Source organism: Pantoea sp. MT58 (assembly GCF_014495885.1).
In the GTDB taxonomy this organism is placed as follows: Bacteria; Pseudomonadota; Gammaproteobacteria; order Enterobacterales; family Enterobacteriaceae; genus Pantoea; species Pantoea eucalypti.
Map to the genome: position 1 here is coordinate 345320 of NZ_CP061083.1, position 12105 is coordinate 357424.

A 12105-nucleotide genomic window follows, 5' to 3' on the forward strand; every position below is an offset into this window, starting at 1 on the left:
GCTTTTCCTCTTTTTCGCCTGTCATCCTGCTGTCATCTCCCTGTTATTAATCCGTCATTTCCCCGTGTCATGTTACTTCGCGAAACAGAAATCCGTGATTTCACGCGTATTTACCTGCACAGGAAAATTCTATGTCCGTCGTTACCTTTCGTCGTAGCCTGATGAGCGCGCTGCTCGGTCTGACGCTCTGCAGCCATGCCATGGCCGCCACTGAGATCCCTTTCTGGCACTCCATGGAAGGCGAGCTTGGCAAAGAAGTGGATTCGCTGGCACAGCGTTTTAACGAGACGCATCCCGATTACAAAATTGTTCCGACCTACAAAGGTAACTACGAGCAGAGCCTGGCAGCAGGGATTGCGGCCGTGCGCAGCGGCAAAGCGCCAGCGGTGCTGCAGGTCTATGAAGTCGGTACGGCGACCATGATGGCCTCAAAGGCGATTGTGCCGGTGCATCAGGTATTCAAAGACGCCGGCATTCCCTTCGATGAAAAACAGTTCGTGCCAACGGTGGCGGGCTACTACAGCGACAGCAAAGGTCAGCTGATCTCTCAGCCGTTCAACAGCTCGACACCGGTGCTCTACTACAACAAAGACGCCTTTAAAAAAGCGGGCCTGAACCCGGACCAGCCGCCTAAAACCTGGCAGGAGCTGGCGACAGATGCCGCCGCACTGCGTAAATCGGGCATGAGCTGTGGCTACGCCAGCGGCTGGCAGGGCTGGATCCAGATTGAAAACTTCAGTGCCTGGCATGCTCTGCCGGTCGCGACGGAAAACAACGGATTTGACGGACTCGATGCGGTGCTGGAGTTCAACAAGCCGGTGCAGGTTCGTCATATCGAACTGCTGGAAGCGATGAACAAGAAAGGGGACTTCACCTACTTTGGTCGCAAAGATGAATCCACCGCCAAGTTCTACAACGGCGATTGCGGTATCACCACTGCCTCATCCGGTTCGCTGGCCGATATCCGTCACTACGCCAAATTCAACTTCGGCGTTGGCATGATGCCGTATGACGACACCGTACCGAATGCGCCACAGAACGCCCTGATTGGCGGAGCCAGCCTGTGGGTAATGAAAGGCAAAGATGCAGCAACGTACAAAGGCGTAGCTGAGTTCATGCAGTTCCTGGCTAAACCGGAAATCGCTGCGGAATGGCACCAGAAAACCGGCTATCTGCCGATTACGACCGCCGCCTACGAGCTGACGAAACAGCAGGGCTTCTACGACAAAAATCCGGGTGCGGATATCGCCACTCGCCAGATGATGAACAAGCCGCCATTGCCCTTCACTAAAGGCATGCGTCTGGGCAATATGCCGCAGATTCGTACCGTGATCGACGAAGAGCTGGAAAGTGTCTGGACCGGCAAACAGTCGCCACAAAGCGCACTGGATAACGCCGTGAAACGCGGCAACGAGCTGTTGCGCCGCTTTCAGCAGCAGGTGAAGTAATCTCTTCCTGCGGGCCCGCTCAGGCTGGCCCGCTCTTTCTGACGCCAGGTATGCCATGTCTTCATCCCGTCCGGTCTTTCGCACCAGTCTGTTGCCCTATCTTCTGGTACTGCCGCAACTGCTGATTACCGCCATCTTCTTTCTCTGGCCTGCGGGTGAAGCGCTGTGGTACTCGCTGCAAAGCCTCGATCCCTTTGGCATCTCCAGCAGCTTTGTCGGGCTGGAAAACTTCAGACGGCTATTTGCCGATCCTTACTATCTGGATTCCTTCTGGACCACGATAAAATTCAGTGGCATGGTCACGGTGTTTGGCATGGTCTTCTCGCTGCTGCTGGCGGCGCTGGTGGATTATGTGGTACGACTCCGCCGCCTCTATCAGACCCTGCTGCTACTGCCTTACGCCGTTGCGCCGGTGGTGGCTGCGGTGCTGTGGATGTTTCTGTTTAACCCTGGCCTGGGTCTGTTCAGCTACCTGCTGAACCACGTCGGCTACAACTGGAACTTCGCGCAGAACAGCGGTCAGGCGATGTTCCTGGTGGTGCTGGCCTCGATCTGGCAGCAGATGAGCTACAACTTCCTGTTTTTCTTTGCCGCACTGCAGTCTATCCCTAAATCGCTGGTGGAAGCCGCTGCCATCGACGGTGCCGGACCGGTGCGTCGCTTCTTCAACCTCTCACTGCCGCTGATCACGCCGGTCAGCTTCTTCCTGCTGGTGGTGAACCTGATCTACGCCTTCTTCGATACCTTCCCGGTGATCGATGCCGCAACCGGCGGCGGGCCGGTGCAGGCGACCACCACGCTGATCTACAAAATCTATCGCGAAGGCTTTACCGGTCTGGATCTCTCCTCTTCCGCGGCGCAGTCGGTGGTGCTGATGTTGCTGGTGATCGGGCTGACGGTGCTTCAGTTCCGCTTTGTTGAACGTAAGGTGCAATACCAATGATTGAGAATCGACGCGGGCTGGATATCTTCAGCCACATCGTGCTGGTGCTGGGCGTGCTCACTATCCTCTTTCCGCTCTATGTCGCCTTTGTGGCGGCAACGCTGGATAACGAGGCGGTCTATCAGGTGCCGATGACCCTGGTGCCCGGCACGCACCTGTGGGAGAACATCTCGCGCATCTGGACGCAGGGCGTCAACGGCAGCGGACCAGCGTTTGGCCTGATGCTGCTCAACAGCATGATCATGGCGCTGGGTATCACCTTCGGCAAAATTACCGTCTCAATGCTGTCGGCGTTTGCGCTGGTCTGGTTTCGCTTTCCGCTGCGCACGCTCTTTTTCTGGCTGATCTTCATCACCCTGATGTTGCCGGTTGAAGTGCGTATCTTCCCCACGGTGCAGGTGATAGCCGACCTTAATATGCTCGACAGCTACAGCGGATTAACTCTGCCGCTGATGGCGTCGGCCACCGCGACTTTCCTGTTCCGTCAGTTTTTTATGTCGCTGCCGGATGAGCTGGTAGAAGCGGCGCGTATCGACGGTGCCAGCGCAATGCGCTTCTTTATCGACATTGTTCTGCCGCTGTCGAAAACCAATCTGGCGGCGCTGTTTGTCATCACCTTTATCTACGGCTGGAACCAGTATCTCTGGCCGCTGCTGATCATCAATGACGCCAGCCTCGGCACAGCGGTGGCGGGGATCAAAAGTATGATCTCCACCAGTGGATCGCCGACCCAGTGGAATGAAGTGATGGCGGCAATGTTATTAACCCTGATCCCGCCGTTGGTGGTGGTGTTAGTCATGCAGCGTGCCTTTGTGCGCGGTCTGGTTGAGAGTGAGAAATAAGATGGCAGGCGTAACCCTTCAGGCAGTAACCAAGTCCTACGATGGCAAAAATCAGATCATTCAGCCGCTGAACGTCACCATCAATGACGGCGAGTTTATGGTGATGGTGGGGCCATCCGGCTGCGGTAAATCGACGCTGCTGCGCATGGTAGCCGGACTGGAGCGCGTCAGCTCCGGTGATATCTACATCGACAACCGGCGCGTCACTCAGGAAGAGCCAAAAGATCGCGGCATTGCGATGGTGTTCCAGAATTACGCGCTTTATCCCCACATGTCGGTGGAGGAGAACATGGCCTATGGCCTGAAAATCCGCGGCATGGGCAAAGAGCAGATTCGCCAGCGGGTGCTGGACGCAGCGCGCAGCCTGGAACTGGATCACCTGCTGATGCGTCGGCCTCGCGAACTCTCGGGCGGTCAGCGCCAGCGCGTGGCGATGGGTCGCGCCATCGTACGTGAACCGGCGGTGTTTCTGTTCGATGAGCCGCTGTCGAATCTTGATGCCCGCCTGCGGGTGCAGATGCGGCTGGAGCTGCAGCAGCTGCACCGCCGCTTACAGACCACCAGTCTCTATGTGACGCACGATCAGGTCGAGGCGATGACGCTGGCACAGCGGGTGATGGTGATGAACAAAGGCGTGGTCGAGCAGCTTGGCACGCCGGTCGACGTATATGAACGTCCTGCCAGCCAGTTTGTGGCCTCGTTTATCGGTGCGCCCGCCATGAACCTGCTGAAAGGACAGTTCAGCAGTGACGGCTCGCGCTTCCAGCTTGATGCCTCACACGCGCTGCCACTCAGCGACACAAAAGCGAAATGGGCTAACCGCCCGGTGGTGCTGGGCATCCGGCCAGAGCATATTCAACTCAGTAGCCGCGAGCAGGGCGGCGTGCCTTTGCGGGTCGATACACTGGAGATGCTGGGTGCCGATAATCTGGCACATGGTCGCATCGGGGAGACGCCACTGGTGGTACGCTTAGCCCACAGCGAACGGCCGCAGCCAGGCAGTACGCTGTGGCTGCATCTTCCGTCAGATGCGTTACACTTCTTCGATTCAACCCATGGAAAGCGTCTGGAATGAGCACACAACACTGGCCTTATCCCCGCATCGTCGCTCATCGCGGCGGCGGTAAACTGGCACCGGAAAATACCCTGGCAGCCATCGACACGGGTGCGAAATATGGCCATCAAATGATTGAGTTTGATGCCAAATTATCAATGGATGCCCAAATCTTCCTGCTGCATGACGACACACTGGATCGCACCAGCAACGGCTGGGGCGTGGCAGGCCAGTTGCCCTGGGAGAAGCTGTCGCAGCTCGATGCAGGCAGCTGGTTTGACAAGGCGTTTACCGGCGAGAAGCTGGCGCGGCTGGATGAGGTGGCAGCACGCTGCCGTCAGCATCAGATGATGGCAAACATCGAAATCAAACCGACCACCGGCAGTGATGCCGAAACCGGACGTGCGGTGGCGCAGGCAGCCGCAATCCTGTGGCAGGGACAGACCGCGCCGTTGCTCTCTTCATTCTCGTTTGAGGCGCTGGAGGCAGCAATGCAGGCCGAACCACAACTGCCGCGTGGTCTGTTGTCGCACAGCTGGGATCCCGAGTGGCAGGCAAAAACAACAGCGCTGGCCTGCGTCTCGATCCATCTGAATCACAAGGTGCTGACCGCTGAGCGGGTCGCCGAACTGAAAGCGGCCGGACTGAAAATTCTGGTTTATACCGTGAACAACCCGGATCGGGCGCGGGAATTGCTGAAATGGGGCGTCGATGCCATCTGTACTGACAGCATCGACATCATTGGCCCCGATTTTCATTAGTTCTGGTTTTGATTCTGCTGGCCCGGCTGCGAGGTAATAACCCGCTGCTGGGCGCTATTTCGCTGTTCCTGCATTTTGCGCTGCATATCCTGCGTCTGACGCTGCTGATCCTGGCGCAGCTTCAGCTGCTGCTGCTGCTGATCGGTCTGCATCTGCGACTGCATCCGCTGCTGGCTCGGGTTATAGCCCGGTTTATTGGGATCATTGGTGCTGTTGAGCGTGTTCGCCTGGCTGGCGAATGGCAGCAGGGCCGCTAAAACAATTATCCACTTTTTCATCACTCCTCCTTCCGTAAACGCGACAGGGTTTTGGGTGCACAATCGCGCACCCCGATATCAGGGTCGCATCCATAAGTTTACCCGATATCACAGACCTTACTTTCAGATGTATTCCTGATTTGACTTAACCCCGGTTATTTTGCTGTATTTGTAGAGACTTGCAGAAATGATAAAAAAATGTAAATAACTATACGGGATGGTGGCAGGATGAAAATGCAGCAAACAGTGCGTCAGCTTAGCTGGTCGCTGGTGATGAGTTTCACCGTGGTGGCAGGGGCGAACGCCGCACCCACTCAGGCACCGCCGGTCTCTTACGGCGTGGACAGTGACACCTTTCATCCGGTAAAAGCGCAGCACGGCATGGTGGCGTCGGTGGATGCGATGGCAACCCAGGTCGGCGTGGAGATCCTGCGTCAGGGCGGGAATGCAGTGGATGCCGCGGTCGCTGTGGGCTTTGCGCTGGCCGTGACCCATCCGCAGGCAGGCAATCTGGGCGGCGGCGGGTTTATGCTGCTGCGCACCGCATCGGGACGCGCGACGGCTATTGATTTCCGTGAAATGGCACCGGGCCACGCATCGCGCGATATGTTCCTGGATAAGCAGGGTAATGCCGACAGTAAGCTGTCGCTGACATCACATCTTGCCTCAGGTACGCCGGGCACTGTGGCCGGACTGGCGCTGGCTGCGCAGAAATATGGCACCCTGCCGCTGAGCACTCTGCTGGCACCGGCGATCAAACTGGCGCGTGACGGTATTCCGGTCAATGACGCACTGGCGGATGACCTGAAAACCTACGGCAAAGAGGTCCTGATTACCCATCCCAACAGCAAAGCGATCTTCTATAAACCGGACGGCACGCCGTGGCAGAAGGGTGACCGGCTGGTGCAGAAGAACCTGGCGCACAGCCTGCAATTGATTGCCCGTCAGGGACCGGATGCCTTTTACAAAGGTGAGATTGCAGATGAGATTGCCGGAGAGATGGCGCAACACGGCGGCCTGATCAACAAAGCTGATCTGGCAGCCTATCGCGCGGTCGAGCGTAAGCCCGTCAGCGGGACATACCGTGGCTATGAAGTCTTCTCAATGCCGCCTCCCTCATCCGGTGGTATCCATATCGTGCAGATTCTGAATATCCTGGAGAACTTCGATCTGGCGAAGATGGGCTTTGGCAGTGCAGACGCCATGCAGGTGATGGCTGAAGCGGAAAAATATGCCTACGCGGACCGCTCGGAATATCTCGGCGATCCCGATTTCGTGAAGGTACCGTGGCAGGCGCTGACCAGTAAAGCCTATGCTAAAAGCCTGGCACAGCAGATCGATGTGGCGAAAGCGCGGCCTTCCAGTGAGATCAAACCCGGCAAGCTCGAACCTTATGAAAGCAATCAGACGACCCATTTCTCGGTGGTCGACAAGCAGGGAAATGCGGTTGCGGTGACTTACACGCTGAACACCTATTTCGGCAGCGGAATTGTGGCGGGCAAAAGCGGCATCCTGATGAATAACGAGATGGATGACTTCTCTGCCAAGCCAGGCACGCCCAATGTCTACGGACTGGTGGGCGGTGAGGCGAATGCGGTGCAACCGGCGAAGCGTCCGTTGTCATCGATGTCACCGACCATCGTCGCCAAAGGCGGCAAAACCTGGCTGGTCACCGGCAGTCCTGGCGGCAGCCGCATTATCACTACGGTGTTGCAGATGGTGGTAAATAGTATCGATTTCGGGATGAATGTGGCGGAAGCCACTAATGCGCCGCGCTTCCATCATCAGTGGCTGCCGGACCAGCTGCGAGTGGAGAAGGGCTTCAGTCCCGATACGCTGCGTCTGCTGGAAGCCAAAGGTCAGCATGTGAAGGTGCTGCCGTCGATGGGCAGTACACAGAGCATCATGATCGGGCCGGATGGCATGCTGTATGGCGCGTCTGATCCGCGTAGCATTGATGATTTGAGTGCGGGTTATTAATTTCCAGGACTGCTGACAAACCTAAACCCAGGTGAATCTGACAGCAATAAATAAGCTCAATGTGCAGGGAACTGGGTCAGAAGAGGAAAGCGTCCCGCGGCAGGACGGCGCGGGCCGAGCGTGTCATGGATGACAGCTTTTGCGTCTTTCCGATCTGACCCTGTTTCCTGCGCAGGCGCTAACTGACAGCGAATCCTGGCAGGTTTATCAGCATAAAGGGCACCTTCGGTGCCCTTTATGCTTCCAATCGTCAGACTTTAACCCGCGCCATATAATGCGCGTCGATCAGTTCACCGTGTCGCATAGCGAAGCCTTTAGCCGTTCCCTCAATCTCAAAACCGAAACGCTGATAAAGGGCGATGGCCGGGCCATTATCGACAAACACCGTCAGCTCCATCCGGCTCACCTGCAGCCAGTTGTCGCACAACGAGACCATCTCACGCATCAGCGCCGTGCCGACGCCGCGCTGCCGGTAGCGATCATCCACGCCCATCCCTAAAGAGGCGACGTGACGGCGTCTTGCTCGCTCTTCTGTGTGCAGCGCACACTGACCAACAACCTCTTCGTCGATACAGGCGACCAGCAGATGCGCATTGGGCTGTGGCGTAGCGAGACGGGCATGCCACATTTGCAGGGATGCGTTAGGCAGATGCAATGTGCTGGCCTGAGTATCTGGCTGACCATAAATTCTGTGCAGTGCAGCGGCATCTTCTGGCGTAACGTGGCGGATAACGATGTCACTCATGTGCTCTCCTTTTGCCGATAAAAACCCTTTAAACATCAAGGTATTCACCACAATAATCAAGCGAAAAAAACGTGAAAACAGCTTTACAGATACGAATGATAATGATTATTATTGTCATGCGTTCCCGGGCAGTCATCGACAGTCTGAGAAAGCACGACATTGCTCACATTGCTTCCAGTATTATTTAGCCAGCTTATCCGCTGGCTTTTTTTTGCCTGCCACTCACTGACTGGAAAAGAGAGGCGGTAACTCACTCATCATTTGGTTTTAAGCCGGTAATATGAGCCTGACCGACAGCGGAACAGGTTTCCCTTTTCGCCCCTTTTCAGACATAGCCATAATTCAATAAAAATAAAGCCTGAAGGTTATATTTCATCGCTTACGTTGTTAATAAATAACTTACTTTGATGCAGGTGCTGTTATTTTAAAATTATCTTCTTTATTTGCCGGCGGGTTTACTCAATAATTTATTCTGTATATCCCGCAATGAGATATTGCTATGCGTTTTAATACTCTTTCCGATGGCGCAATAATTGCTGAATTGTGCTGCAGAATTAAAGAAACCCGTATGCAGCTTGGGATCTCTCAGATTGAACTGGCTGAACGTGCACGCGTTGGTACGGCCACCATTAAACGGGCAGAGTTAGGTGAGTCCGTTACGCTGAGCACCTTAATAGGAATATTGCGGGGTCTTGGACGGTTGCATCAGCTGGAGTCCATTTTGTCCGATTCTCATATGCGAACCTTTAATGCGCAGTTTACCGACTCGCCACCTGCACGTATTCGCATCCGAAAAAAACAGCGCAGCCAGTCACCGGCGGCGAATAACACTGAAGCTGTTGCTGAGCAGTCTGTCAGCGCAACGATAAATGAGTGGTACACCTCCTCTGAAATGCGGAGTATGGTCTGGTCCAGTCTGCCCCGCGAAAACGAATCAAAATAATCCTGCTCAAAGCCCATCTTCAGCAAAACCGGAGCAATGAAGAAACCGCCAGCCTCACAGCCAGCGGTTTTCAGATCGTTACGATTCACATATCGCCACTTTGATCGCCAGACCGCCGCGGGCGGTTTCACGGTATTTGGCGTTCATGTCTTTGCCGGTTTCAAACATGGTTTCGATAATCTTATCCAGTGACACTTTGGGATCGCTGGTGCGGTACATCGCCATACTGGTTGAGTTAATGGCTTTGACGGCAGCAATCGCATTCCGCTCAATACAGGGCACCTGGACCTGACCCGCTACGGGATCGCAGGTCAGACCAAGATTATGCTCCATGCCAATTTCAGCGGCGATGCAGACTTTCTCCGCATCGGCCCCCAGCAGTTCAGCCAGTCCCGCCGCCGCCATGGAACAGGCCACGCCGACCTCTCCCTGACAGCCGACTTCAGCGCCAGAAATCGACGCATTCATCTTATAAAGAATGCCGATTGCGCCTGCTGTGAGGAAATAGCGCATATAGAGTTCAGGCGTTACCGGCTTGATGAAGCGATCATAATAAGCCAGTACCGCCGGAATAATCCCGCATGCGCCATTGGTGGGTGCGGTGACCACACGTCCTCCAGCGGCATTCTCTTCACTCACTGCCATCGCGAACATATTCACCCAATCCATGGCACTCAGGGGATTAATGGACTGGCTCAGTGGCGCCAGGATGCGATGCAGGGAAGAAGCCCGCCGTGGCACCTTCAGCGGACCGGGTAAGACGCCCTCAGTGCTGATGCCACGTGTTATCGCATTGCGCATGGTTTGCCACAGTTGTGCCATGTTCTCTTCGACCTCACGGCGACCATGACGCGCTATCTCGTTCTTCATCATGACGGCCGAAACCGAAAGGTTATTGCTATGGCAATGTGCCAGCAGGTTACGGGCGGAATAGAAGGGGAAGGGAATATCGATTTCGCTATCCAGGCTTTTACCAAAATCGTCTTCGGTGACAATAAAGCCGCCTCCGACAGAATAATAGGTCTGGGTGTAAACGCTTTTTCCATCACAAAAGGCGGTTATGCTCATGCCATTTTCATGTAACGGCAGAAACTCGCTGTGAAAGCGTATGCACTCTGCCACCGGGAAGGCAATCTCCCGGTGCCCTTCTTCGATACGTAACTGTTGCTGCGTATTCACGTCGCGAATGATGGCGGGGATCTGATCGATATTTACCGTGTCAGGCAGATAACCACTCAGGCCGAGAATAATCGCAATATCTGTATGGTGGCCTTTTCCCGTCAGGGAAAGAGAGCCATAAATATCCACGACCAGCCGGCTCACACTATCCAGCAGGCCTTTTTCCTTTAGCGTATCAACAAAATGTTTACCCGCTTTCATGGGGCCCACCGTATGCGAACTGGATGGCCCGATGCTGATTTTAAAAATATCGAAAACGCTAATCATGATTCACCCATGCGGATTGCAATATGAAAGAGGCGCTGACCAGTATGGCAAGCGACGGCATCAGTTAAGTAAAGAAAAGGCGATGGCGGAGATAGCAATCAGGCCAATGATGACGACGAAAAGATTGCTCAAATGACCGCTATATTTACGCATCGCCGGGACTTTATTAATGGCGTACATCGGCATCAGGAACAGGATCATGGCGATAACCGGTCCGCCCAGGGTTTCAATCATGCCCAGAATGCTGGGGTTTAGGGTGGCGACAATCCAGGTGGTGATCAGCATAAAAAGGGCGGTGATGCGGTTCAGTTTATTGATTTCTATCGACTTGCCTTTGCTGCGAAGCGATTTGATCACCATGCCATTGAAACCTTCACGCGCCCCCAGATAGTGGCCGAGAAAAGATTTGGTGATCGCGATAATTGCGATGATGGGGGCCATCCAGGCAATTAACGGCGCGTTAAAATGGTTAGCGAGGTAGGAAAGGATAGAAATATTCTGCGCCTTTGCCTCCGCCAGGTGTTCCGGAGAGAGACTCAGCACACAACTGAAAACGAAAAACATGACGGTGAGCACCATCATGATATGAGCACAGGCCAGAATGCGTGAACATTTTGACGCCGCCTGATCGCCGTACTCCTGACGCTTGGCTACTGCAAATGATGAAATAATGGGAGAATGATTAAAGGAGAAGACCATGACGGGAATAGCCAGCCATAGTGTGAGCCATAATCCGCTTCCGGTCGTTTCAGAACCCCTCATTGAGAGCGTATCCAGAATAGCGCCGTTCCATTGTGGAATCAGATACAGCGCGAGCAGCATCAGTGCGGCCACGAACGGAAACACCAGAATACTCATCGCCTTCACGATAGCTTTTTCGCCGAAGCGTACGATAGCCATCATGCCGACAATAAGAATGAAAGCCAGTACCGCACGCGGCGGCGATATCAGATGAAGCTGGTGGGTGAGAAAACTGTCGACGGTGTTGGTAATCGCGACGCTATACACCAGCAGGATAGGGTATATAGCAAAAAAGTAGAGCAGAGTGATGAGTTTTCCCGCGCCGATACCAAAATGTTCTTCCACCACTTCAGTAATATCTCCCCCCGGATTTTTGCCGGAAAGAACAAAACGGGTGAGCCCGCGATGGGCAAAGAATGTCATCGGAAAAGCCAGCACAGCCATAATGATTAACGGCAGCAAACCGCCAGTGCCTGCATTTATCGGCAAAAACAAAACGCCAGCACCAATTGCAGTTCCATATAATCCCAGCATCCAGACGGTATCACTTCTTCTCCAGCGTGGCGTTTCATCTGATATCAGCGTATTTTGAACGGCATCCATAATCGGGCTCCTGATAATAATTTAAAATAAAATGAATCGGAGGGTGTTTAAAACGAAAGGTTTTTATTTATCGGCTATTTTAGTAGGATTTATGAAAGCGGGTTATTTACGGCGATCACATTCTTTAATTTACAGGTGAAGTTTTAAGGCATCAAAAGTAATACCTTATTGACTCTATTTTTTAAGGTATCATTTTTAATGCGTTAATCACGTTGTGTGTGTCAAATCCAGAGGCTAAATTAGCCTGGGATGATGACACGGAAAATAAAGTAACCGCGGATTATCCGGCTTTCATTATTTTACGGGTTTATCAGATTAACCTTTATTTCAGGCTTTCCCTTA

Annotated in this window: 11 protein-coding genes; 7 read left to right on the plus strand and 4 right to left on the minus strand. The window is 54.0% G+C overall.

The window, feature by feature from the left end:
- Positions 1-131 precede the first annotated feature (131 nt).
- From ugpB to ugpQ, 5 genes are read left to right on the plus strand one after another with little or no spacing between them, the layout of a single operon-like run.
- Positions 132-1448, plus strand: coding sequence for a sn-glycerol-3-phosphate ABC transporter substrate-binding protein UgpB (gene ugpB / locus IAI47_RS01590; protein ID WP_008926290.1), 1317 nt, complete (start codon positions 132-134; stop codon positions 1446-1448).
- 55 nt (positions 1449-1503) lie between these two features.
- Positions 1504-2391, plus strand: a complete 888-nt coding sequence (gene ugpA, locus IAI47_RS01595) for a sn-glycerol-3-phosphate ABC transporter permease UgpA (RefSeq protein ID WP_003852215.1) — start codon at positions 1504-1506, stop codon at positions 2389-2391.
- Positions 2388-3233: a sn-glycerol-3-phosphate ABC transporter permease UgpE gene (ugpE, locus tag IAI47_RS01600; RefSeq protein WP_003852217.1), complete on the plus strand. Its 846-nt coding sequence runs from the start codon at positions 2388-2390 to the stop codon at positions 3231-3233. Before ugpA ends, ugpE begins: the two co-directional genes overlap by 4 nt.
- Before the next feature lies 1 nt (position 3234).
- Positions 3235-4308: a sn-glycerol-3-phosphate import ATP-binding protein UgpC gene (locus IAI47_RS01605; RefSeq protein ID WP_003852219.1), complete on the plus strand. Its 1074-nt coding sequence runs from the start codon at positions 3235-3237 to the stop codon at positions 4306-4308.
- Positions 4305-5048 (plus strand): glycerophosphodiester phosphodiesterase, encoded by a 744-nt coding sequence (gene ugpQ / locus IAI47_RS01610; protein ID WP_003852221.1) that lies wholly within the window; start codon positions 4305-4307, stop codon positions 5046-5048. The genes IAI47_RS01605 and ugpQ overlap by 4 nt, the downstream gene beginning before the upstream one ends.
- Here ugpQ and IAI47_RS01615 read toward each other — a convergent pair.
- Positions 5045-5326: a DUF2756 domain-containing protein gene (locus IAI47_RS01615; protein ID WP_003852222.1), complete on the minus strand. Its 282-nt coding sequence runs from the start codon at positions 5324-5326 to the stop codon at positions 5045-5047. The genes ugpQ and IAI47_RS01615 overlap by 4 nt on opposite strands.
- A 207-nt stretch (positions 5327-5533) precedes the next feature.
- Here IAI47_RS01615 and ggt point away from each other — a divergent pair, with 207 nt between their 5' ends.
- Positions 5534-7285 carry a gamma-glutamyltransferase gene (gene ggt / locus IAI47_RS01620; RefSeq protein WP_033743311.1) on the plus strand — a complete coding sequence of 584 codons (1752 nt, stop codon included), beginning with the start codon at positions 5534-5536 and terminating at the stop codon, positions 7283-7285.
- 250 nt (positions 7286-7535) lie between these two features.
- On the opposite strand, the gene IAI47_RS01625 is transcribed toward ggt, so the two are convergent.
- Positions 7536-8030, minus strand: coding sequence for a GNAT family N-acetyltransferase (locus tag IAI47_RS01625; RefSeq protein WP_187961166.1), 495 nt, complete (start codon positions 8028-8030; stop codon positions 7536-7538).
- Between the two features lie 499 nt (positions 8031-8529).
- On the opposite strand from IAI47_RS01625, the gene IAI47_RS01630 reads away from it, so the two are divergent.
- A complete protein-coding gene (locus IAI47_RS01630) occupies positions 8530-8973 on the plus strand; it encodes a helix-turn-helix transcriptional regulator (protein ID WP_003853070.1) in 444 nt (147 codons plus the stop codon).
- 78 nt (positions 8974-9051) lie between these two features.
- Here the strand turns inward: IAI47_RS01630 and IAI47_RS01635 are convergent, their stop codons facing one another.
- Entirely contained in the window at positions 9052-10419 is a 1368-nt protein-coding gene (locus tag IAI47_RS01635; protein ID WP_003853069.1) for an L-serine ammonia-lyase, read from the minus strand.
- A 60-nt stretch (positions 10420-10479) separates the two neighbouring features.
- A complete protein-coding gene (locus IAI47_RS01640) occupies positions 10480-11763 on the minus strand; it encodes an HAAAP family serine/threonine permease (protein ID WP_003853066.1) in 1284 nt (427 codons plus the stop codon).
- Between the last annotated feature and the right edge of the window lie 342 nt (positions 11764-12105).

What these genes read in the sequence shown, in the direction of transcription:
- ugpB (WP_008926290.1), top strand. Translation starts at nt 132, where the DNA reads ATGTCCGTCGTTACCTTTCGTCGTAGCCTGATGAGCGCGCTGCTCGGT.
- ugpA (WP_003852215.1), top strand. Translation starts at nt 1,504, where the DNA reads ATGTCTTCATCCCGTCCGGTCTTTCGCACCAGTCTGTTGCCCTATCTT.
- ugpE (WP_003852217.1), top strand. Translation starts at nt 2,388, where the DNA reads ATGATTGAGAATCGACGCGGGCTGGATATCTTCAGCCACATCGTGCTG.
- IAI47_RS01605 (WP_003852219.1), top strand. Translation starts at nt 3,235, where the DNA reads ATGGCAGGCGTAACCCTTCAGGCAGTAACCAAGTCCTACGATGGCAAA.
- ugpQ (WP_003852221.1), top strand. Translation starts at nt 4,305, where the DNA reads ATGAGCACACAACACTGGCCTTATCCCCGCATCGTCGCTCATCGCGGC.
- IAI47_RS01615 (WP_003852222.1), bottom strand. Translation starts at nt 5,326, where the DNA reads ATGAAAAAGTGGATAATTGTTTTAGCGGCCCTGCTGCCATTCGCCAGC.
- ggt (WP_033743311.1), top strand. Translation starts at nt 5,534, where the DNA reads ATGAAAATGCAGCAAACAGTGCGTCAGCTTAGCTGGTCGCTGGTGATG.
- IAI47_RS01625 (WP_187961166.1), bottom strand. Translation starts at nt 8,030, where the DNA reads ATGAGTGACATCGTTATCCGCCACGTTACGCCAGAAGATGCCGCTGCA.
- IAI47_RS01630 (WP_003853070.1), top strand. Translation starts at nt 8,530, where the DNA reads ATGCGTTTTAATACTCTTTCCGATGGCGCAATAATTGCTGAATTGTGC.
- IAI47_RS01635 (WP_003853069.1), bottom strand. Translation starts at nt 10,419, where the DNA reads ATGATTAGCGTTTTCGATATTTTTAAAATCAGCATCGGGCCATCCAGT.
- IAI47_RS01640 (WP_003853066.1), bottom strand. Translation starts at nt 11,763, where the DNA reads ATGGATGCCGTTCAAAATACGCTGATATCAGATGAAACGCCACGCTGG.